At 73.3% G+C, this 22165-nt stretch carries 20 protein-coding genes; 7 read left to right on the top strand and 13 right to left on the bottom strand.

All coding sequences use genetic code 11. The features are described from left to right. Positions 1-198: 198 nt before the first annotated feature. The 7 genes from IW256_RS10300 to IW256_RS10270 form a co-directional block, all read right to left on the bottom strand. On the bottom strand, positions 199-2883 hold the full coding sequence (locus tag IW256_RS10300; protein WP_197010739.1) for a DNA translocase FtsK: 2685 nt from the start codon (positions 2881-2883) through the stop codon (positions 199-201). Positions 2884-2969: 86 nt separating this feature from the next. Next, positions 2970-4655: a ribonuclease J gene (locus IW256_RS10295; protein WP_197010738.1), complete on the bottom strand. Its 1686-nt coding sequence runs from the start codon at positions 4653-4655 to the stop codon at positions 2970-2972. Beyond that, a complete protein-coding gene (gene dapA / locus IW256_RS10290) occupies positions 4652-5587 on the bottom strand; it encodes a 4-hydroxy-tetrahydrodipicolinate synthase (protein ID WP_197010737.1) in 936 nt (311 codons plus the stop codon). The genes IW256_RS10295 and dapA overlap by 4 nt, the downstream gene beginning before the upstream one ends. A 286-nt stretch (positions 5588-5873) precedes the next feature. Beyond that, positions 5874-6065 carry a hypothetical protein gene (locus IW256_RS10285; protein ID WP_197010736.1) on the bottom strand — a complete coding sequence of 64 codons (192 nt, stop codon included), beginning with the start codon at positions 6063-6065 and terminating at the stop codon, positions 5874-5876. Between the two features lie 144 nt (positions 6066-6209). Next, entirely contained in the window at positions 6210-7244 is a 1035-nt protein-coding gene (locus tag IW256_RS10280) for a glycoside hydrolase family 18 protein (RefSeq protein ID WP_197010735.1), read from the bottom strand. 50 nt (positions 7245-7294) lie between these two features. After that, positions 7295-8332: a hypothetical protein gene (locus IW256_RS10275; protein ID WP_231403728.1), complete on the bottom strand. Its 1038-nt coding sequence runs from the start codon at positions 8330-8332 to the stop codon at positions 7295-7297. Positions 8333-8347: 15 nt separating this feature from the next. Next, positions 8348-9364, bottom strand: a complete 1017-nt coding sequence (locus tag IW256_RS10270) for a DMT family transporter (RefSeq protein WP_197010734.1) — start codon at positions 9362-9364, stop codon at positions 8348-8350. On the opposite strand from IW256_RS10270, the gene IW256_RS10265 reads away from it, so the two are divergent. Then, complete coding sequence (locus IW256_RS10265) at positions 9363-10763, top strand: aminotransferase-like domain-containing protein (RefSeq protein WP_197010733.1); 1401 nt, start codon at positions 9363-9365, stop codon at positions 10761-10763. The two genes, IW256_RS10270 and IW256_RS10265, sit on opposite strands and share 2 nt — an antisense overlap. Here the strand turns inward: IW256_RS10265 and IW256_RS10260 are convergent, their stop codons facing one another. Beyond that, on the bottom strand, positions 10764-11126 hold the full coding sequence (locus tag IW256_RS10260; RefSeq protein ID WP_197010732.1) for a VOC family protein: 363 nt from the start codon (positions 11124-11126) through the stop codon (positions 10764-10766). A gap of 129 nt (positions 11127-11255) precedes the next feature. Here IW256_RS10260 and IW256_RS10255 point away from each other — a divergent pair, with 129 nt between their 5' ends. From IW256_RS10255 to IW256_RS10240, 4 genes are all read left to right on the top strand, one after another. Next, entirely contained in the window at positions 11256-11885 is a 630-nt protein-coding gene (locus IW256_RS10255) for a CGNR zinc finger domain-containing protein (RefSeq protein ID WP_197010731.1), read from the top strand. Between the two features lie 55 nt (positions 11886-11940). Further along, the gene (locus IW256_RS10250; protein WP_197010730.1) at positions 11941-12525 is read left to right on the top strand and encodes a GNAT family N-acetyltransferase; all 585 of its coding nucleotides are present in this window, start codon (positions 11941-11943) and stop codon (positions 12523-12525) included. A gap of 73 nt (positions 12526-12598) precedes the next feature. Next, a complete protein-coding gene (locus IW256_RS10245) occupies positions 12599-14308 on the top strand; it encodes an MFS transporter (protein ID WP_307828826.1) in 1710 nt (569 codons plus the stop codon). A 47-nt stretch (positions 14309-14355) separates the two neighbouring features. After that, positions 14356-15222: a 1,4-dihydroxy-2-naphthoate polyprenyltransferase gene (locus tag IW256_RS10240; protein WP_197010729.1), complete on the top strand. Its 867-nt coding sequence runs from the start codon at positions 14356-14358 to the stop codon at positions 15220-15222. Between the two features lie 232 nt (positions 15223-15454). Here the strand turns inward: IW256_RS10240 and IW256_RS10235 are convergent, their stop codons facing one another. After that, on the bottom strand, positions 15455-16147 hold the full coding sequence (locus tag IW256_RS10235; protein WP_197010728.1) for a uracil-DNA glycosylase: 693 nt from the start codon (positions 16145-16147) through the stop codon (positions 15455-15457). Positions 16148-16369: 222 nt separating this feature from the next. Between IW256_RS10235 and modA the strand changes: the two genes are divergently transcribed. Then, positions 16370-17140: a molybdate ABC transporter substrate-binding protein gene (gene modA, locus IW256_RS10230; RefSeq protein WP_197010727.1), complete on the top strand. Its 771-nt coding sequence runs from the start codon at positions 16370-16372 to the stop codon at positions 17138-17140. Between the two features lie 107 nt (positions 17141-17247). On the opposite strand, the gene IW256_RS10225 is transcribed toward modA, so the two are convergent. From IW256_RS10225 to dapB, 3 genes are read right to left on the bottom strand one after another with little or no spacing between them, the layout of a single operon-like run. Further along, on the bottom strand, positions 17248-18093 hold the full coding sequence (locus tag IW256_RS10225) for an SCO6745 family protein (RefSeq protein ID WP_197010726.1): 846 nt from the start codon (positions 18091-18093) through the stop codon (positions 17248-17250). A gap of 45 nt (positions 18094-18138) precedes the next feature. Then, entirely contained in the window at positions 18139-18729 is a 591-nt protein-coding gene (locus IW256_RS10220; RefSeq protein ID WP_197010725.1) for a transglutaminase-like domain-containing protein, read from the bottom strand. 13 nt (positions 18730-18742) lie between these two features. Further along, the gene (dapB, locus tag IW256_RS10215) at positions 18743-19492 is read right to left on the bottom strand and encodes a 4-hydroxy-tetrahydrodipicolinate reductase (RefSeq protein WP_197010724.1); all 750 of its coding nucleotides are present in this window, start codon (positions 19490-19492) and stop codon (positions 18743-18745) included. A gap of 141 nt (positions 19493-19633) precedes the next feature. On the opposite strand from dapB, the gene IW256_RS10210 reads away from it, so the two are divergent. Further along, positions 19634-20836, top strand: a complete 1203-nt coding sequence (locus IW256_RS10210) for an AI-2E family transporter (protein ID WP_197010723.1) — start codon at positions 19634-19636, stop codon at positions 20834-20836. Here IW256_RS10210 and IW256_RS10205 read toward each other — a convergent pair. After that, positions 20833-22161, bottom strand: coding sequence for a M16 family metallopeptidase (locus IW256_RS10205; protein WP_197010722.1), 1329 nt, complete (start codon positions 22159-22161; stop codon positions 20833-20835). The two genes, IW256_RS10210 and IW256_RS10205, sit on opposite strands and share 4 nt — an antisense overlap. Between the last annotated feature and the right edge of the window lie 4 nt (positions 22162-22165).

Here is a 22165-nt window from a genome sequence, read left to right as displayed (position 1 = left end):
CCGGGCCTCCCTTAGAGCGCGCCTGACCGAAACCCACACTCAGCGACACCAGTCTAGGAACGGCAATGCCCACTGAGCGAGCGGCAACACGTTGGATAGAGGGCAAGATTTCGCATCATTCCGCCATGCCGGTCGGTGCGCCATTCCGAGATCATCGCGGAACGGCTTCAAGATCGCCGTGGCGGCGCGCCGGTCGGGTCAGTTCCCGGCTTCACCGCCGCGCAGCCCGGCCAGCACGCCGGGCAGGTCGTCGGGCTTGGTGAGGACGTCGCGCGCCTTGGATCCCTCGCTGGGACCCACGATGCCGCGGCTCTCCATCAGGTCCATCAGCCGCCCGGCCTTGGCGAACCCGACCCGCAGCTTGCGCTGGAGCATCGAGGTCGAGCCGAACTGGGTGCTGACCACCAGCTCGATCGCCTGGACCAGCAGGTCCATGTCGTCGCCGATGTCCTCGTCGATCTCCTTCTTCGGGCCGGCGGCGTCGGTGACGTCCTCGCGGTAGACCGCCTGCATCTGCGCCTTGCAGTGGTCGACGACCTGATGGATCTCCTTCTCCGCCACGTAGGCGTTCTGGAGCCGCATCGGCTTGCTGGCTCCCATCGGCAGGAACAGCGCGTCGCCCTGCCCGACCAGCTTCTCCGCCCCCGGCTGGTCGAGGATGACCCGGCTGTCGGCCAGCGAGGAGGTGGCGAACGCCAGGCGGGACGGCACGTTCGCCTTGATCAGGCCGGTCACCACGTCCACGCTGGGCCGCTGGGTGGCCAGCACCAGGTGGATGCCGGCGGCACGGGCCAGCTGGGTGATGCGGACGACCGAGTCCTCCACGTCGCGCGGCGCGACCATCATCAGGTCGGCCAGCTCGTCCACGATCACCAGCATGTAGGGGTAGGGGGTGTAGACGCGCTCGCTGCCGGGCGGCGCGGTGAGCTTGCCCGCCCGCACCGCCTTGTTGAAGTCGTCGATGTGGCGGAACCCGGAGGCGGCCAGGTCGTCGTAGCGGCGGTCCATCTCGCCGACCACCCAGTCCAGGGCCTCGGCGGCCTTCTTGGGGTTGGTGATGATCGGCGTGATGAGGTGCGGGATGCCCTGGTACATCGTCAGCTCGACCCGCTTGGGGTCGACCAGGATCATCCGGACCTCGTCGGGGGTGGCCCGCATCAGCACCGAGGTGATCAGGCCGTTGATGCAGGTGGACTTGCCCGCGCCGGTGGCGCCCGCGATGAGGATGTGCGGCATCTTCGCCAGGTTGGCGACCACCGTGCGGCCCTCGACGTCCTTGCCCAGCCCGACGATCATCGGATGGTGCTCGTTGGTCGCGGCCGGCGAGCGCAGCACGTCGCCCAGGCTGACGATGTCCTTGTCGACGTTGGGGATCTCCACCCCGATGGCCGACTTGCCGGGGATCGGGGAGATGATCCGCACGTCGGCGCTCTTCACCGCGTAGGCGATGTTCTTGGTGAGCGCGGTGACCTTCTCGACCTTGACCGCCGGGCCCAGCTCGATCTCGTACCGGGTGATCGTCGGCCCCCGGGTGAACCCGGTGACCTGCGCGTCGATGTCGAACTGCTCCAGCACCCCGGTCAGCGCGTTGACGACGGTGTCGTTGGCCTTGGTGCGCGGCTTGGCGACGCTGCCGGGCCGCAGCGCGGCCGGGTCGGGCAGCTCGTAGATCTCGCCGGACGACGACAGCGGCAGCTGCTCCACGCGGCGCGGCGCCGGGGTCGGGTCGGGGATGTCCGGAGCCGGCGGGATCTCCGGATCGCCCGGGTCGGGCACCGGGACGGGCGGGCCGTCCACCGGGGCGGCCACCGTCTCGGCCTCGGGCCCCGGCGGCGGCGCGGCGCCGAACGGGTCGGGCTCGAAGATGTCGTCGGCCAGGTCGCCGCCGCCCTTGCCGCCGCGGCGCTTCTTCGGCGCGTCCTCCAGAACCGGGGTGTCGTACGGCTTGGAGTGCTCGCCCACCTCCAGCTCGCCCTCGCCGGCCTCGCCCTCCTCGCCGGCCCGGCCGGCGGCGGGCTTGCGGCGCCGCTTCGGACGGGCCGGGCCCTCCTGCCCGTCCCCGGCCGCCGCGCGGCCTCCCTCCGTCCGTCCGTGCCGTCCCTGGAGGGTGGCCACGGCCCAGAGGTCGGAGAGCCGTTCGGGGACGCGGTTGATCGGCGTCGCGGTGACCACCAGCAGCCCGAAGCCCGACAGCAGGAGCAGCAGCGGCACCGCCACCCAGCCGCTCAGCGCGGTGTCCAGCGGCGCCGACGACAGCCAGCCGATCACGCCGCCGGCCCGGCGCACCGCCGCCATGTCCTGGGCGGGGGCGGGACCCCCGGCGGCGATGTGCACGATGCCCAGCACGCCCACCGCGAGCGCGGTCGTCCCGATGACGATGCGGCCGGTGTCCTCGCTCTGCTCGGGATGCCGCAGCGTCCGCCAGGCCAGCACGGCCAGGAGCACCGGCAGGACCATCGCCAGCTTGCCGATGCCGCCGCGCACCACCTGCTCCAGCGCGACGGTGACCACGCCCTCGGGCCGCCACCAGGTGACCGAGGCCAGCACGATCGCGGCGCCCAGCAGCGCCAGGCCGAGGCCGTCGCGCTGGTGCTCGGCGTCCAGGCCGCGGGCGCCGCGCCCGTACGCGCGGAAGACCGACCCGACCGTCACCGCGGCCAGATGGTAGAGCTTGAAGATCAGCTTGAAGAGCCCGACGAACAGCTGGGTGAACGGGTCGGGTCTCTGCGGGGGACGCCCCTTTCCGGAGCCGCGGCCTCCGCCGCCCTTCGCGCCACCGCTCGGACGCTTGCGGGGGGCCGAGCCCGCCGGTCTGCGGGCACCACCGGCGCCGGCCCGGGTACGCGAGGACGCCTTGGCTCCCCCGGACGCACGTGTGGCCATGGTGACGAGAGTAACCAAGGATCCGGCGCGTCCCGGTCAACCCGCCCGCCGCCGGGCGTGTTGCGGCGGCGGGCGTTTCGGGCGGCTCAGACCTCGACCACGACCGGGATGATCATCGGGCGGCGGCGGTAGTTGTCGTTGACCCACTTGCCGACGGTCCGGCGCACCACCTGGTTCATCTGGTGGAGGTCGGCGGCGCCGCTGGTGGCGGCGTCCTGCAGCACGGCCTCCAGCCGCTCGATGATCTGGTCGAAGTCCTCGTTGGCGATCCCGGCGCCGCGGGCGTGGATCTCCGGGCCCGCCACCACCTTGCCGGAGGTCGAGTCGACGCCGACCACGATGGAGACGAAGCCCTCCTCGCCCAGGATCCGGCGGTCCTTGAGCGAGGTCTCGGTGACCTCGCCGACCGACAGGCCGTCGACGTAGACGTAGCCGGCCGGGACCGCGCCCACGATCGACGCGTGGCCGTCCACGAGGTCGACCACGACGCCGTCCTCGGCGATCACGATGTTGTCCTCGGGGACGCCGGTGAGGGCGGCCAGCTTGGCGTGCGCCCGGAGGTGCCGCCACTCGCCGTGGATGGGCATGAAGTTGCCCGGCCGGGTCATGTTGAGCACGTACAGCAGCTCGCCCGCCGACGCGTGCCCGGACACGTGCACCAGCGCGTTGCCCTTGTGCACGACGCGGGCGCCCCAGCGGGTGAGCCCGTTGATGACCCGGTTGACCGCGGTCTCGTTGCCCGGGATCAGCGAGGAGGCCAGCATGACCGTGTCGCGCTCGGTGATGCGGATCTGGTGGTCGCGGCCGGCCATCCGCGACAGCGCCGACATCGGCTCGCCCTGCGAGCCGGTGCAGACCAGGACCAGGCGGTCGGGCGGCACGTCGTCGAGCTGCTTGGGCTCGACCATGACGCCGTCGGGCACCCGCAGGTAGCCCAGCTCGCGCGCGACGCCCATGTTGCGCACCATGGACCGGCCGATGAAGCAGACCCTGCGCCCGCAGGCCACGGCGGCGTCCAGGACCTGCTGCACCCGGTGGATGTGCGAGGCGAAGCAGGCGACGATGATGCGTTCCTGGGCGGTGGCGAACACCTCGTCGACCACCGGGCCGATGCTGCGCTCGCTGGTGACGAAGCCGGGGACCTCGGCGTTGGTGGAGTCCGACAGCAGCAGGTCGATGCCCTCGGCGCCGAGGCGGGCGAACCCGCCCAGGTCGGTCAGCCGGCCGTCCAGCGGGAGCTGGTCCATCTTGAAGTCACCGGTGGCCAGCACCAGCCCGGCCGGGGTGCGGATCGCCACCGCCAGCGCGTCGGGAATGGAGTGGTTGACCGCCAGGAACTCGCAGTCGAACGGGCCGAACCGCACCCGCTGGCCCTCGCTGACCTCGCGGGTCACCGGCCTGATCCGGTGCTCGGTGAGCTTGGCCTCCAGCAGCGCCAGCGTCAGCCGCGACCCGACCAGCGGGATGTCGGGACGCTCGCGCAGCAGGTAGGGGACGGCACCGATGTGGTCCTCGTGGCCGTGCGTCAGGATGACCGCGTCGATCAGGTCGAGCCGGTCACGGATGTACTCGAAGTCGGGCAGGATCAGGTCGATCCCCGGCTGTTCGGTCTCGGGGAACAGCACCCCGCAGTCCACGATCAGCAACCGGCCGCCGTGCTCGAACACGGTCATGTTGCGGCCGATCTCGCCGAGCCCGCCCAGCGCGACGATGCGCAGGCCGTGCTCGGGCAGCGCGGGCGGGGCCGGGAGCCCGGGATGCGGATGGCTCACCGAGCGACCTCCGGAATGGTGACCTCCGGCACTTTGACTCCCCCAATCGTCAGGTCTTCGCGCAGGCGCGCAGAGAACTCCAGCGAGGCGTCGACCAGCGGCGCGCGCACGGTGCCGCCGGGCAGCCCCAGCAGGTTCAGCGCGGCCTTGACGGCGATGGCACCCTGCGTACGGGTCATGATCGCGGCGACCACGGGCAGCAGCCGGCGGTGGATCTCCAGCGCGCGCTCGGGATCGCCGGCGAGGTACGCGTCGATCATCTCATGCAGATCGGCTCCCACGACATGGCCCACGACGCTGACGAACCCGCACGCCCCGACCGACAGCCAGGGCAGGTTCAGCGCGTCGTCGCCGGAGTAGAACGCCAGGTCGGTGGCGCCCATCACCAGCGAGCCCGCGAACAGGTCGGCCTTGGCGTCCTTGACCGCGACGATGCGCGGGTGCTCGGCCAGCCTGATCAGCGTCTCGGTGAGGATCGGCACTCCGGACCGGCCGGGGATGTCGTACAGCATCGCCGGCAGGCCGGTCGCGTCGGCGACCTCGGTGAAGTGCAGCAGCAGCCCCTCCTGCGGGGGCTTGTTGTAGTACGGGGTGACGACCAGCAGGCCGTCCGCGCCGGCCTCCTCGGCCGCCCGCGCGAGCGCTCGGCTGTGCGCGGTGTCGTTGGTGCCGGCACCGGCGACCACGACCGCCCGGTCCCCGACCGCGTCGATCACCGTGCGCAGCAGCCGGTCTTTCTCGGCGTCGCTCGTCGTCGGCGACTCTCCGGTCGTCCCGTTGACGACGAGGCCGTCGTGGCGCTGCTCGTCGACCAGGTAGGTCGCCAGGCGCGCGGCTCCGTCGTAGTCGACCCCGCCGTCGGGCCGGAACGGCGTGACCATCGCGGTCAGCATCCTCCCGAAGGGAGCGCCGCTTGTTGTGCTGGGTGCCATGCATCGAACGGTACCGCTCCGCGGGGTCGGCGTGGACCCGCAGGTCCCACACAGCCGCCCGATATCGGGCACAAAGGAAGAAGCCGCCCCCCACACGCTCGGGGGTACGTGTGGCGGGCGGCTTCTTCTTCGACATCGTGGCACGCGAACGCCGCGTTACGGGGTCGGTCCGGCTACGTCCCGGACTCGGTTGGATAACGCGTGCCAAGGGGGCCGGAGCTGCGCGAGGACCCCGGGCGGCGGGTCACTGGAACGCTCCCGTGGCGGCTCTCCGGAGCCGGCCCGGTCAGCGGGTGTCGCTGAGCTCGTGCAGGCGCGCACGCAGCTCGTCGACGTCGGGGGTGCGCACGAGCTCGTTGCCCCGTACCGCCCACCAGTGGCCCGAACCGCCGAGACCGATCCGCCACCCGGCGAACTCTGCCGACAATTCCGTCAGCTTGCTTTCGGACTCGTGCCACGCGGTCCTCTCGACGTCCATCGGCCTCGCACCCCATTCCTGGATCTTCCGCCTGCCGATCGTGCGTCCGGGGGCGTACCCGCCCTTGCCTCCTCTACAACAATGATTCGACCTGCGGGAACACAAAAGTAGGAACGTGACAAGCCGGGTGCCGCGAACGCCAAACTATGCTGACCTTCGCGGAAGCCACATACCGCGATATAGCGCCCATTCCGCGGGTAGGGTCGTCCATTCGGCGTATATACCGACACCGTAGGGACGTGCCGGGGGGCGATCGAGCGCGTCCAGCCCCCTGCGGACCCCCCGCAGCGCGCCGGAGAGGTCCTCCGCCCAGCCCATCTGCGGCCGGTAGGTGGGCACCCCGAGGAAGACCGTGGTGCGGTCACCGATGAGGCGCAGGGTCCGCTCGGTGTGCCAGGCGAAGTGCCGGCCCGCCAACGAACGCGTCGGCAGCGAGACGTCGTAGGTCATGATGGCGACCTGGTCGGCGCGGTCGGCGACGGCGCGCAGGAAGTCCTCGGTCGGCCGCGGCGGGTAGTGGAAGCGCCCCCACCCGCGAGGGATGAACGCCTTGTAGAGCGGCTGGGCCCCGTCCACGAGGGTGAGCTGCTCGACCGCCACCGACAGCAGCCGCCCGCGCGAGCGGGTCAGCTCCCTCGTCCGCTCCAGGAGTTCCAGGAACGCGGCGTCGTCGGGGTAGATCGGCTCGAAGTCGTAGTGGATCCCGTCGAAGCCGAGATCCAGGAAGATCTCGTCGGTGCGCAGCACCCGCCCGCGGACGGCCGGGTCGTCGAGATCGGTGATCCCGTACCCGTCGACCTTCCGGATCTGGCCGAGGTAGGCCTGGGCGCGCACGCCGGGCGCGTGCTCGCGCATCGCCTCGATCAGCCGGCGCGCGTTGCGGTACTTGGCGGGCGGGACGGTCCCGTCGGCCTCGAACGGCCCGGCGTGGAAGAAGACGTCGGTGATCCGGTTCTCGCGCAGCAACCGCCCGAGGGCGCGGTACTCCTCCTCACCGTGCTCCTCCCCCACCCACTGGTGCCGTGCCCAGAGCGCGTTGGTGGACGTGCCGCGGGCCTCGGGCTCCGGCTGCCACCACACCCAGACCCCGGCGAGCAGCAGCGCGGCGAGCCCGAGCCCGTACGCCGCCACCCAGCCGGCCTTCCGAGCGATCCCGACAACCCAAACAGTCCGCGCCATTTGGCAATGATCGCCGAAAACTGGGACCGACCGGGCATCCGGCGCCCGCCTCAGAACACCGGGATGATGTCCTCGGGGTCGATGAACTCCACCTCGACGCCCGACATGTCCAGCTCGGGGATGGCCGGGAACGGGATGCCCCAGCGCTCCACGATCGCGCGGACCCGGGCGATGGCCACCCTCCAGTTCTCGGCCTGCTCCTCGAACGACAGCACGCCCAGGCCCGCGTCCCGGGCGTGGTCCATCAGCACCCGGTGGTTGGCCAGGAAGTAGGGCGGCAGGTCCCAGAAGCCCTCGGGAGGCTCCCAGAGGATCATCGACAGGAAGACGAACCCGGCGCGCAGCTGCCTGGTGATCTGCTCCTTGACCTCCTCGGTGAGGCCGGGCCACTCCTTGTCCAGGATCGTCATGCAGATCTGCAGGTGGCGCGACTCGTCCCGGCCGATCCGCTGGAACATCTCGCCGAACACCGGATGCCGCGTCCCTGAGGCCATGCCGCGGAACAGCGTGGAGGCGGCCATCTCGCCCATCATGAAGCTGGTGAACAGCACGGCGAGCGGGTACTTGCCGACCGCCGAGTTGTAGCCGTGCCAGTACCGGCCGCCGTTGTAGTACAGCCACGAGATGTTGTTGTGCGCGGCCTTCTCCAGCTCGGTACGGGGCGTCCAGTCGAGCGGGCCGCCCGGCCACAGCCTGGCGATCGTGCGCTGGCAGCACTCCTCGTGGTTCATCTCGTCACGGGTGATCGAGAAGAAGCACTTGCGGACCGGGTCCTCCTCGTGCTGCTCGAAGGCGTGGACGGTGGCGCGCGCGAAGACCGCCGGCCCGGAGGCGTCGAAGTTGGCCAGCACCGAGAACCAGTACATGATCCCCAGCCGCTGCTCCGGCGTGAAGTCCTCCGGGCGGATCCCGTCCCAGGGCAGGTCGGCCGGGTTCCACACGGCCCGCTTGGACTTCTCGTAGATGGCGGCGAGCTTGTCGGTCTCGACCCGCCACTCCATCGGGTAGATGTTCGGCCGCGCGATCTCGGGCGCGGGCCAGAACCCGCCCTCGGGGACGGTGACCTTCTCGATGACGGGGTCGTCCATGAGAGCCCCCTGCGCTCACGGCGATGTGACGCTTTCCTTTCCATCGTGCGTGGGAGTGTCATGCCGTGCAAGGCCGCGCTTCTTCCGGCCACCTGGATTCCCGCGGGTCGTCCGGCCCGGCGCGGCGGGGGCGTTCCGCACGCGGGCGCGCTGGGTCAGGGCCACGCACACCAGGACTCCCACGGCGGCCAGCGCGGTGGTGGCGTCGATCAGCTCGCCCAGGAGGATCCCCGCCCAGAGCAGGGTCAGCAGCGGCTGGGCCAGCTGCACCTGGCTGGCCCGCGCGATCCCCGCCCTGGCCAGCCCCTCGTACCACGCGAAGAAGCCCAGGTAGGCCGACATCGCCGCCAGGTAGCCGAAGCCGAACAGGGCGTGGCCGGTCCACCGCGGGCCGGTCGTGGCCAGCAGCCAGAGCGTCACCGGCACGCAGATCGGCGCGACCAGGACCAGCGCCCAGGAGATGACCCGCCAGCCCGGCATCTCGCGGGCGAGCCGCCCGCCTTCGGCGTACCCGGCCGCCGCGGCCAGCAGCGCGCCGAACAGCAGCAGGTCGGCGCCGGTGATCCCGCCCGCGCCGCGGAGCACTGCGAAGCCGGTGACCAGCGCGGCGCCGGCGGTGCACGCCGCCCAGAACGCGCGGGAGGGGCGCTCCCCGCCGCGCAGCACCGCGAAGACCGCCGTCGTGGCGGGCAGCAGGCCGGTGATCACGGCCGCGTGGGCGGAGGACGCCCCGTGGTCGAGGGCGAGGGTGGTCAGCACCGGGAATCCGAAGATCACGCCGCCGCCGACGACGGCGAGCCCGGCCCACTGCCGCGGGCGCGGCGGGCGGGCGCGGACGGCGGCCAGCGCGATCACGGCCAGCACGGTCGCCGCCGCGGAACGGCCGACGCCGATCAGGTACGGGTCCAGGCCCTCCAGCGCGAAGACCGTGGTGGGAAAGGACAGCGAGAACACCAGCACGCCCAGCCCGGCCAGCCCGAGGCCGCCGAGCGCTACCGGCGCGAGGTCGGTAGCGCTATCGTTATCTCTCATGCACAAGGATAGCAGTGTGGCCATCCTGGCCGAGCGGCTGAGGGCCGAGGTGCGCGCCCTGCACCCCGGCCAGCGGCTCCCGTCCAGCCGCACGCTCATGCGCCGCCACCAGGTCAGCCCGGTCACGGTGACGCGTGCGCTGGGGCTGCTGGCGGCCGAGGGCCTGGTGGTGACCCGGCCGGGCAGCGGGGCCTTCGCCGCCGAACGTCCCGAGCCGTCCGCCGCGCCCCCCGACCTGGGCTGGCAGGCGGTCGCCCTGGGTGATCGCGCGGTGGACGGGGGCGGCGTGGCCAGGCTGCTCCTGACGCCGCCGGAGGGCGTCATCGCGCTCAGCGGCGGCTACCTGCACCCCTCCCTGCAGCCGCTGCGGGCACTGGCCACGGCCGCCGCCCGCGCCGCGCGCCGCCCGGACGCCTGGGAACTGCCGCCGCTCGGCGGGCTGCCGGAGCTGCGGGCCTGGTTCGCCCGGTCCGCCGGCGGCGAGATCACCCCGGCCGACGTCCTGATCACCAGCGGCGGGCAGCAGTCGCTCACGACGGTGCTGCGCGCACTGCTACCGCCCGGCTCGCCGATCCTGGTCGAGTCGCCCACCTACCTGGGGGTGCTGGCGGTCGCGCGGGCCAGCGGGCTGCATCCGGTCCCGGTCCCGGTCGACGAGGCCGGGCTGCGTCCGGACCTGCTCGCCGAGGCGTTCGAGCTGACCGGGGCCCGCGTCCTGTACGTCCAGCCGAACTTCCAGAACCCGACCGGCGCCGTGCTGCCCCCCGAGAGGCGGGCGCGGGTGCTGGAGGTGGCCCGCGCGGCGCGCGCGTTCGTGATCGAGGACGACTTCGCCCGCTACCTGGCCTTCGACGCGGTGCCGCCCCCGATGGTCAGCGCCGACCCGGACGGCCGGGTGGTGTACATCGCCTCGCTGACCAAGGCGACCGCGGCCAGCCTCCGGGTCGCCGCGGTGATCGCCCGCGGCCCGGTGGCCGAGCGGATCCGCGCCACGCAGCTGGTCGAGGAGTTCTTCCCCGCGAGGCCGCTGCAGGAGACGCTGCTGGAACTGGTCAGCTCCCCCGGCTGGCCGCGCCACCTGCGGACCGTGCGCACCGCGCTGCGCGCCCGGCGGGACGCCCTCGCCGCGGCGTTCGCGCGGCACCTGCCCGGGCTGACGATCAGCCGGCCGGCCGGCGGGCCGCACCAGTGGGTGCGGCTGCCCGACGGCGCCGACGACGTCGCGCTGGCCGACGCCGCCCTGCGCGCCGGGGTGCTGGTGAGCGCGGGACGGCCGTTCTTCCCCACGGAGCCGCCCGCGCCGTACCTGCGGGTCAGCCACGGCGTCGCCGCCTCCGAGGCCGAGCTGGCCGAGGGCGTCCGGCGCCTGGCCGAGGTCATCGGCCCGGCCGCGCCCTAGCTACGAGCCGTCGCCCTCGCGCTCGGTGACGAAGCAGAACTCGTTGCCCTCCGGGTCCAGCCACACCTGGAACGGCCCCCGCCCCATGGGCTCCCCGTGGGGCGTGGCGCCCAGCTCGCGGGCGCGCTCGCCGGCGGCGTGGATGTCGGGGACGTCCAGGTCGAGATGGATCCGGTTCTTGATCCGCTTGGGCTCCGGGACCTGCTGGAAGCTCAGCAGCGGGCCGCCGGGGCCGAGCGGCTCCAGGTCGACCCAGTCCTCGTCGCGCCCGGTCACGCCCATGCCGAGCAGCGCGCCCCAGAACGCCGCCATGAGCTCGGGATCCGTGCAGTCGATCACCACGTTCGCCACCTTCGGGCGCATCCGCGATCCTCCCCCGCTCGACGACAACACCAGCGAAGAGGCTAGACAGGTGTCGCCACCGCCGCAACCACCGATCCCTGATCAGCGGTGTCGCCGCTGCTAGAGTCGAAGGCACGGGCGGGAGGAACGATGGACGGCGGCCAGCACCCACGCCCCCGGGCCGGATCGGGGGCGTCCCCGGCCGCCGTGCTGCTCCGGGACTTCGTCAACACCTTCGATGTGGAGTCCGGCTCCGACGCCATCGGCGCCCCCGGCCCCCTCGCCGGCTGGCTCGCCGACCATGACCTGGTCCCCCGCCGTACGAGCGCGGACGCGGCCGATGTGGAGACCGCGCTCGTCCTCCGCGAGGGCCTCCGCGCCGCGATGCTCGGCCATCTCGGCACGCCGCCCGCCGAAACCACGCCGTCCGCCGGGGACACGCCGCCCGCGGAGCTGGAAGGGGCGTTCGCCCGGCTGCCGCTGCGGCTCGACCTCTCCGGTGACCACCCCGCGCTCGTCCCCCTCGGCACCGGCACCGCCGCCGGGCTCGCACGGCTCGCCGCGGCGGTCATGGAGTCGGCGGCCGACGGGAGCTGGTCCCGGCTGAAGGTCTGCCAGGAGGGCACCTGCATGTGGGCCTTCCTGGACACCTCCAAGAACCGCAGCCGCTCCTGGTGCTCGATGAGGGTCTGCGGCAACCGGACCAAGACCCGCACGTACCGCGCCCGGCGCCGTACGGCCCGGGACGGCGACCGGGAACCGGGCCGCGGCACGTCCTAGGCTGGCCCCCGGACCCCGTTCCGCGGGCCCGGACTACGAGAGGACGTGGCACACCATGGCCGATGTGGGCGTACGGCCCGCCCGCCGCGCGGACACCGCCGCCGTCGCCGACATCCAGGTGCGCGCCTGGCGGCAGGCCTACCGCGACCTGCTGCCCGCCGGGGTGCTGGACGAGCTGACCGGCCCGGACGCCCGGGAGGTCTGGCGCGAACGCTGGACCGAGGCCGTGACCGCGCCGCCCGGCCCCCGCCACCGGCTGCTGGTCGCGGTCTCCTCCGACCTGGTCGTCGGCTTCGCCGCGCACGCCCCGGCCGAGGACGAACCCGACCACGACCCCGCGGTCACCGCCGAACTGCTGGCGCTGCTGGTCGATCCGCTCCACACGGGCGCCGGGCACGGCAGCCGGCTGCTGGCCGCCACGGTGGACCTGCTGCGCGAGGACGGGTTCCGGACGCTGATCACCTGGGCGTTCGAGCGGGACGAGGTGCTGCGCGGGTTCCTGGGCTCGGCCGGATGGGCGCCCGACGGCACCGCCCGCGACCTCGACATGGGCGAGCCGGTCCGGCAGATCCGGCTGCACACCGACATCACGGCCGCCGCCCCCGGGACGGACGGCGCGGCGCAGGCGGAATCGGGCTGAAGCGGAGCCCGGCACGGCGGCAAACCGCGGGGTGAGTGAGGGGCACCCGGACCTCGGGCATAGGTTGGAAGCCGTGTCCCTGACCACCTCCGTGCCGCCGCACGCCCGCGCGGCGGACTCCGGCCGCCGCCGCTGGCTCGGCATGGTCGTCATCAGCCTGGGCGTCTCGCTGATCGTCGTGGACGCCACCATCGTCGGCGTCCTGCTGCCGCAGATCGTCTCGCGGCTGGGGCTGACCGCGACCGGCGCCGAATGGGTGACGTCGGTCTACGCGCTGGTGTTCGCGGCACTGCTGATCCCGTTCGGGCGGGCCGGCGACCTGTTCGGGCGGCGCCGGATGTTCCTGCTCGGCACCGGGATCTTCGCCGTCGCCAGCGTCGCCGCGGCGCTCGCGCAGAGCGGGTCCGCGCTGGTCGGGGCGCGCGCGCTGCAGGGCGTGGGGGCGGCGATGATCCTGCCGGCCACCCTCTCCACGGTGAACGCGATGTTCACCGGCCGGGAGCGGGCCGTGGCGTTCGGCGTGTGGGGGTCGCTGATCGCCGGGATGGCCGCGCTGGGCCCGCTGGCCGGCGGCGCGCTGGCCGGCACCGCGGGCTGGCGCTGGGCGTTCGGCGTCAACCTGCCGCTCTGCCTGGCGCTGATCCTCGGCACGCTCGCGCTCGTACCGGAGACCCGGCAGGCCCGCGCCGGGGGGCGGCGGAACGCGCTGGCCGAGATCGACTGGCCCGGCGCGCTCCTGTCCGCGCTCGGGCTCGGGGCCCTGGTGTTCGGGCTCATCGAGGGGCAGACCTACGGCTGGTGGACGGCGATCCGCCCGCTCACCATCGGGGCGTTCACCTGGCCGCCGGGCGCGCCGTCCCCCGTCCCGCTGACCCTCGGCCTCGGCGTGGCGCTGCTGGCCGGGCTGGTCGCGGTGGAACGGGCCCGCGCCGCCGCCGGGCGGCCGGTCATGCTCGACCTCGCCCTCTTCCGGATCGCCAACTTCCGGTACGGCAACCTCGCCTCCTCGCTGATCAACGTGGGCGAGCTGGGCCTGCTGTTCGTGCTGCCGCTGTTCCTGCTCGGCGTGCACGGCACCGGGCCGCTGCAGATCAGCGTCGCGATCCTGCCGCTGGCCGTGGGCGCGTTCCTGTCGGGCGGGTACGCGGGGCGGCTGGCCAACCGGCGCGGCCCCCACCGGGTCGTCCAGATCGGCATGGCGCTGGAGGTCGCGGCCGTCCTCGCGCTGGCGCTGACGCTGACGCCCGCCAGCACCGGGTTCGGCCTGGCGCCCTGGATGCTGATGTACGGCGTCGGGCTCGGGCTCACCTCCGCCCAGCTGACCAACGTCGCGCTCGCCGACGTCCCGCCCGCGCAGGCCGGCCAGGCGTCCGGCACCCAGTCGACGGCCCGGCAGGTGGGCGCGGCGCTGGGCATCGCGCTGATCGGCACGGTCTTCGCCACGAGCCTCGGCCAGACCATGGCCGACCGCCTGAACGGGTCCGCGCTGCCGCCCGAGCAGCGCGCCGCGGTCGCCCGCGAGCTGCGGCAGAGCGCCGGGACCTACGCCCGGGAGCTGCACGGCGACGCCGACCGCGCCGACGTCGCCGCGGCGGCCGACGTGAGCCTGGCCGAGGCGACCCGGCGGGCGGCGCTCACCACGGCCGCGATCCTCGCCCTGGGCCTCACCCTGTCCCTGCGGCTGCGTCCGCCGGCCGGGGCCACGCAGGGGCCTCCGGGCACGCCCCCGGGCACGCCCCCGGAACGGACCAGTGATCGGCATCCGGGAGAATCTGAGGGTTAGCCCGGAAGCTCAGTCCCCTGTCGCCCCACGAAAAGCAACGGTAACCAGTGGCCACGCTCTCCCAATGGGTCGCCGGATCACGGCCCCGCACCCTTCCCGCCTCGCTCGTCCCCGTCGTCGTCGGCACCGGAGTCGCCGCCGGAGAGGGCCATGCCGTGTGGTGGCGTGCCCTGCTGGCCGCGCTCGTCGCCCTCCTGCTGCAGATCGGCGTCAACTACTCCAACGACTACAGCGACGGCGTGCGGGGCACCGACGAGGAACGGGTCGGGCCCCTGCGGCTGGTGGGCTCCAGGGCCGCGCCGCCCAAGCAGGTGCTGGCCGCAGCGCTGGGCTGCTTCCTGGCCGCCGCCGCGGCCGGGCTGGTGCTGGCCGCCGTCACCAGCTGGTGGCTGCTGCTGGTGGGCGCGGTCGCGATCCTGGCGGCCTGGTTCTACACCGGCGGCAAGACCCCCTACGGCTACCGCGCGCTGGGCGAGGTCTCGGTCTTCGTCTTCTTCGGCCTGGTCGCCGTGGTCGGCACGGTGTACGTGCAGGTCGAGGGGATCCCGTGGGAGGCGTGGGCGGCGGCGGTGCCGATCGGGCTGCTGGCCTGCGCGCTCCTGGTGGCCAACAACCTGCGCGACATCCCCACCGACGAGGTCTCCGGCAAGCGCACGCTCGCCGTGGTGCTGGGCGACCGCCGCACCCGGATCCTGTACGCCGCGTGCACGGCGCTGCCGTTCACCATCGCGCTGGCCGTCGCGGCGCCGCACCCGTGGGCGCTGCTGGCGCTGCTGGCGGGCCCGCTGTCGGTGCCGCCCGTGCAGACGGTCCTGAAGGGCGCGACCGGCCCCGCGCTCATCCCCGTGCTCGGCGGGACCGGCCGTCTCCAGCTGGCCTACGGCGCCCTCCTGGCCGTCGGCCTCGCGCTCTAGACTCTGTTTCAAAGTCCCGGCCCACGGCGCTCGCCTGGCGGCTCGCGCCTGACCGGGCCTGTGCGAGCGCGGCATCGCTTCGCGATCTGCCAGGCGAGGTTCGCCTCCGGCATCGCCCCACCGGGCAGCCAACGCGCTCGCGCGGTGGCTGAGGCCACTTCGAGACACGTCCTGGACCGCGTGTCCAGGGCCCGGCCGAGGGCTCCGTCGCGGGGCCCCGGCCGGGTTCCGGTCAGGCGTCCGGGGCGGCCAGGGCCCAGTCGATCTCGGGCTGGCCTGCGTCCGCCAGGGCCTTGTTCACGGCGCTGAACGGGCGGGTGCCGAAGAAATTCTTCGCGCTCAGCGGGCTCGGATGCGCCGACTCGTGGACGACGTGGTGCTCGCCGGTGATCAGCTTGGCCTTCTTGCGGGCGTAGGCCCCCCACAGCACGAAGACCACCCGCTCGGACTTGGCGTTCAGCGCCCGGATGGCGGCGTCGGTGAAGTCCTCCCAGCCCTTCCCCGCGTGCGATCCGGCGTCGGAGGCCCGGACGGTCAGCACCGCGTTGAGCAGCAGCACGCCCTGGTCGGCCCACGGGGTGAGCTCACCGGTCTTGGCCACCGGGACGTCGAGGTCGGCGGCCAGCTCCTTGTAGATGTTGCGCAGCGACGGGGGCAGCCGGACCCCCTCGCGGACGCTGAAGCTCAGCCCGTGCGCCTGGCCTGGCCCGTGGTAGGGGTCCTGGCCGAGGATGAGCACGCGGGCCTTGTCGTACGGGCAGTGCCGGAAGGCGTTGAAGAGGTCCTCCCGGGGCGGGTAGACCGTCTGCTCCTCGTACTCCTGGGCGACGAAGGCGTTCAGTGCCGCGACACCGATCGGGTCGAGGAACGGGTCGAGCCGCTCCCGCCAGTCACCGGGCAGCAGTTCCAACAGGTCGAGGGACATCGGGGGCCTTTCCGGGGGACGCTCGAAGGGGTCGGGAGGGATTCGAAGAGGTTCGAAGGGGTCGTGTCGTGCGGAGGGTGCCGGGCGAGAGTCCGTGCGAGGAGGCCCGCACGGCGCTGTTCGGCTAGGGGCACCCTAGCGGCGGGCACCGACAGCCCGACGCCGAACACGCCAGCCGCCAATCACCGGAGCGAAACCCGATCGACCCTAAGATCTGGCCATATGCCGGACTCCCCCCGATGGCGGCGAATTGTCGCATGCGCCGTTCTGTCCCTCGTCGGCCTCGGCGCGGTCGCCGCCGGGTGCGGCGAGACCTCGGGGCGGACGACGCTCACCGTCCTGGCCGCCTCCTCCACCCAGGAGGTCCTGCGCGAGCTCGGGGCCGCCTACGGCCACGAGCGCCGCCACGTCGCCGTGCGGTTCGAGTCCGGCGGGTCGCAGGAGATGGCCGAGCGCCTGTCGGAGCACGGCCCCGCCGACGTCCTGCTGACCGCGGACGAGGCCACCATGAACCGCGCGGACCGTTACCTGACCGGCCGCCGCCGGGTCGTGGCCCACAACTCGATGACCATCGCCGTCGGCCCCGGCAACCCCCGCCGGGTCCGGGACCTGCGCGACCTGACCAGGCCGGGGCTGCGGGTCGCGGTGGCGGCGGCGGCCAACCCGGCCGGGACCTACGCCCGGCAGATCTTCGCCGGCGCGGGGCTGACCGTGCGCTGGTCGTCGGAGGAGATCAGCGTGCGTGCGGTGCTGGACCGGGTCCGGACCGGCGAGGCCGACGCCGGGCTGGTCTACATCACCGACCTGCGCTCGGCCGGAGCCGCCGCGAGCAGCGTCCCGATCCCCGCCCTGGAGAACGTCACCGCGACCTACGCCGCGGCGGTGGTCGAGGACAGCGACGACGAGGAGGAGGCGGCCTCCTTCGTCGCCTGGCTGACCTCGCCCACCGCGCGGGCCCTCTTGACCAAGTACGGCTTCGTCACGCCGAGCTGAGCGCGGGGCGGAGCCGTCCCTGGGCAGGCCTGGGCAGACCCGGGCGGGCCTGGGCAGGCCCGGGTCACGCCCGGGCGGGCCCGGTCACGCCCGGAGCCTGCCCGGGGTCATGCCCTGGGCAGGCCGACCGGGTTCGGGAAGGGCAGCTCGCCGGAGTCGTTCACGGCGCGCGCCACCGGCAGCAGCAGCGCGTACATCTCCTCCGGGGCGTCCAGGACCCGGTACGGCGGGGCGGCGAGGGTGTTGGTGCGCTCCTCGATCCGCTCCCGGTACGCCCGTCCCTCCGCGGTCGCCGCGCCCTCCCCGTCCAGCAGGCCGCGCTCGGCCAGGGCGGCGACGGCGGCTCGCAGCTCCGCCTCCGTCCAGCCGCGGGCCACCGTGATCCATTCCAGCGTGCGGCCGTCCACGGCGGCGGCCAGCACGACGGACTCGATACCGCTCAGCCCCTCGTTCGCGAGGATCGTCAGGTGGGAGTCCCCGCGGTGCTCGCGCAGCGCGGTGGTCGCCTGCCACAGGGCGGCGACCGGGTCCGCGGGGACGGGCACGTCGCGGTTGGCGCTGAACAGCGGGCGGGCCGCGCCGTCCGCGGCCTCCACCGCCTCGGCCAGCAGCGGGCCCGCCTTCGCGGCGACCTCGTCGATCCCGGGCGCGATCCGCCGGAGGGCCGCGGCCGCCGCCTCCTCACGCACCCGCAGCAGGGTCTCCGGCGTCGCGTACTTCCACGCGTCCGGGACCGCCTTGCGCACCCGCTCCGGCTGGAATCCATAGAAGGTCGCCTCGACCACACCGGCCGGGACCGGGCCCATGGGAGCCGCGCGGCTCCCGAAGTAGCCCATCCAGAACCCCTTCATGCCCGCGTCCTTGTTCGCCTGGAGCGCCTCGGGGGTGAAGTAGGTGACGAGGTGGAGCGGCTCGATGACCGTCCACAGAGATCGCGCGTACGAATCCTCCATGCCGGGCATTCTGCCGGGCGGCGACGCAGCCAGGTAGATCGGGTCTCACAGTTCCGCGGAGGGGAGGGAGTGCGTTTCCCACATGGCCAGGCAGTCGTCGTGCGCCTTGAGGACGTCCAGGACGGCCGGATGCGGCGCGGCGTACACCGTCGGGTAGTCGGTCTCGCCCAGCTCGGGACGGACGGTGTAGACGACCCGGTCCTCGTCGGCGGAGAAGGCGACGTCGACGCCGGGCTTGTTGCCGCGCGGGTCGAGCCGCACCCAGCGGTCGTCGATCAGTGCCGCGGCGAACCCGTGCAGGACGAAACCGCCGTCCGGGCCTTCCGAACGGAGGCGCTGGTAACAGAACCCCGCCTGGACGCCTCCGGCGCGCAGCAGGGCCACGAACGCGTGCGCCTTGGCGTAGCACAGCCCGGTGCGCTCGCGCAGGACGTCGGAGGCGCGCCAGGTGACGCGGCGGTCGCCGGCGTCCAGCGAATGGGTCACCCGGTCGCGGACCAGTTCGAACGCGGCCCTCGCGTAGGCGATGTCGTCGCCCGTGCGCAGCTCGGAGGCGGTGGCCTGCACCAGCTCGTGCTCCAGGTCCACCGCCTCGTGCTCGCCGAGGTAGTCCCAGGGCTCACCGTCAAAGCGCATCAGGGGCCGCCCGTCACAGGCCGAGCAGGGACTCGATGCCCACGGTCAGGCGGTCGGGCAGATCGCCCACCCTGCGGACGGCCAGCAGCACGCCCGGCATGAACGACTCGCGGTTCATCGAGTCGTGCCGGATCGTGAAGATCTCGCCGTGCCCGCCCAGCAGCACCTCCTGGTGCGCGATGAGGCCCGACAGCCGGACGGCGTGCACCCGGACCCCGTCCACGTCGGTGCCGCGCGCGCCGTCCAGCTCGGTGGTGGTGGCGTCCGGGGAGGGCGGTACCCCCGCCTCGGCACGGGCCGCCGCGATCAGCTCGGCGGTGCGGTAGGCGGTGCCGCTGGGGGCGTCCACCTTCTTCGGGTGGTGCAGCTCGACGACCTCCACCGACTCGAAGAACGGCGCCGCCTTCTCGGCGAAGTGCATCATCAGCACCGCGCCGATGCCGAAGTTGGGGGCGACCAGCACGTTCGCCGCCGCGCCCTCGCCGGTCCCGGCCTGCCAGGCGCGCACCGCGTCCAGCCGGGACGGGTCGAAGCCGCTGGTGCCGACGACGGCGTGCAGCCCGTGCTCGACGCACCAGCGGAGGTTGTCCATGACCACGCCGGGGTGGGTGAAGTCGACCACGACGTCCGCGGCGGTGAGGGCGTCGAGCGCGTCGCCCTGGTCCACGGCGGCGACCAGCTCCATGCCGTCGTCGCCCTCCACGGCCCGGCACACCTCGGCGCCCATCCGGCCCCGCGCGCCCAGCACCCCAACCTTGATCACAAGCTCCTCCTGACCTGGCTCCCGGCCGAGCCTATCGCGGTGCCGCGCCCGGTCCCGCCGCCGGTCAGCGGGGCCTGGCGGGCAGCGGCGGAACGGACGGTAACGTTGATCTCACCTGGCGTGACAGGTAGGGGGTGGCGGATGGCGACGACGCGTTCTCCCGCGCTGGTGGCGCTGGTCGGCGCGGCCGCGGCGGTGGTGACGCTGGCCGGGCTGCGGTCGGCGGCGAGCATCGTGGGCCCGATCGTGCTGGCGATGATCCTGACGATCGGCGTGAGCCCGCTGCGCGCCTGGCTGACGCGGCGCGGCGCACCGTTCTGGGTCCGCGTGGCCGTCCCGCTGGCCACCCTGCTCGCCCTGCTGCTCGGCCTGGGCGCGGCGATAGCGGTGTCGGTCGCCCAGCTGGCCGCGCTGCTGCCGGGCTACACCCGGCAGTTCAACGACCTGCTGAACTCGCTGACCCGCATGCTCGCCTCCTACGGCGTCGACGAGCGCAAGCTGGCGGCGGCGCTGGGCCGGCTCGACCCGTCCCAGCTGTTCGTCTTCGTGCAGGGCTTCCTGAACGGGCTGCTCAGCGCCTCGTCGGCCGTCCTGCTGGTGGTGCTGATGCTGTTCGGCATGTGCCTGGACGCCCCCGGGACCGTCGGCGCGCTGGACCGGCTGGCCTCGTCCCGGCCCGCGCTGGTCGCGGCGCTGCGCGGCTTCGCCCGCGACACCACCAGCTACCTGGTGGTCAGCACGGTGTTCGGGGCGATCGTGGCCGTGTTCGACGTCATCGTGCTGTACGCCTTCGGGGTCCCGCTGCCGCTGCTGTGGGGACTGCTGTCCTTCCTCACCAACTACATCCCGAACATCGGCTTCGTGATCGGGCTTGCGCCGCCCGCGGTGCTCGGGCTGCTGGAGGGCGGCCTCGCCGAGATGTTCTGGATCATCGTCGCCTACTCGCTGATCAACTTCGTGCTGCAGTCGCTGATCCAGCCCAAGTTCCAGGGCGGCGTGGTGGGCATGTCGTTCACCATGGTGTCGATCTCGCTGATCCTGTGGGCCTGGGTGCTGGGCCCGCTCGGCGCGCTCCTGGCCGTGCCGCTCAGCAGCCTGACCCGCGCCCTCCTCATCGACGCCGACCCCTCCAAGCAGTGGGTGCGCGGCCTGATCGGCTCGGACATCGACCGGCGCGGCGGCACCCGCGACGCGCGCCTCGGCGACCGGCGCGGTGGGAGGCGCCCCCCGCCCCCCACCGGCGAGGACCGCACCGGCGGCGAGGAACGCACCGGCGGCGAGGAACGCACCGGCGGGGAGGATCGCCCCGGCGGCGAAGAACGCCCCGGCGGCGAGGGACGTTAGAGGCTGAAGTCGCGGTCGCCGAACGGGCCGATGACGGTCAGCGCCTGGGGCGCGGCCAGGACCGCACGGGCGACGTCGCGGACGTCGTCGGGCGTGACGGCGTCGATACGGCCCAGGACCTCGTCCACCGGCAGCAGCGACTCGTACACCAGCTCGCTCTTGCCGATCCGGCTCATCCGCGAGCCGCTGTCCTCCAGGCCCAGGACCATCGCGCCGCGCAACTGGCCCTTGCCCCGCTCCAGCTCCTCGCCCTCGACCCCGTCCTCGGCGACCCGCGCGATCTCGTCCCGGCAGATCGACAGCACCTCGTCGACCTTGCCCGGCTGGCAGCCCGCGTAGACGCCGAAGACACCGGTGTCGGCGTACTGGGAGGTGTAGCTGTAGACCGAGTAGGCCAGGCCGCGCCGCTCGCGGATCTCCTGGAACAGCCGGGAGGACATCCCGCCGCCCAGGGCCGCGTTGAGGACCCCCAGCGCGAACCGGCGCTCGTCGGTACGGGAGACGCCGACCCCGCCCAGGACCACGTGGGCCTGCTCGGTGTCCTTGTCCACCACCCGCACCTCGGGCGACGCGGCGACGGGCTCACCGCCGATGCGCGGAGCCGAGGGCGCCCCGTCCCCGTCCAGGCGCCCCTCGAACGCCTCGGACACCAGCCGGACGACCCGCTCGTGCTCGATGTTGCCGGCCACCGCGACGACCAGGTCGCTCGGCGTGTAGTGGCGCTCGTAGTAGCCGTGGATGCGGTCGCGGGTCAGCGCGTTGATCGACTCGACCGTGCCGAGGATGGGACGGCCCAGCGGGGCGTCGCCGTACAGCGCGGTGGAGAACTCGTCGTGGATCAGGTCGCCGGGGTCGTCGTCGCGCATGTGGATCTCTTCGAGGATCACCCCGCGCTCGGCCTCCACGTCCTCCTCCCGGTTGAGCGAGGAGGAGACCATGTCGGAGACCACGTCCACCGCCAGCGGCAGGTCGGCGTCCAGGACCCGCGCGTAGTAGCAGGTGTACTCCTTGGCGGTGAACGCGTTGAGGTCGCCGCCGACCGCGTCGATCGCGGCGGAGATCTCCAGCGCGGACCGCCGGCGGGTGCCCTTGAACAGGACGTGCTCCAGGTAGTGGCTGGCGCCCGCGTCGGCCGGGGACTCGTCGCGGGACCCGACCCCGGCCCAGACGCCGAACGCGGCCGAGCGGACGGTCGGCATCGACTCGGTGATCACGCGCAGCCCGCCGGGCAGCACGGTGCGGCGCACCGCGCCGGCACCGCCGCCCTCGCCGGGGTGGATCGTATGGGTGGTGCCGGGCTCCTGCGCCCTGGCCGGCAGCGTCACGGGT

This window comes from Actinomadura viridis (assembly GCF_015751755.1).
Lineage (GTDB): Bacteria > Actinomycetota > Actinomycetes > Streptosporangiales > Streptosporangiaceae > Spirillospora > Spirillospora viridis.
The sequence above is the reverse complement of the archived record's forward strand: the minus strand, read 5'-3'. Positions and strand labels throughout refer to the sequence as shown.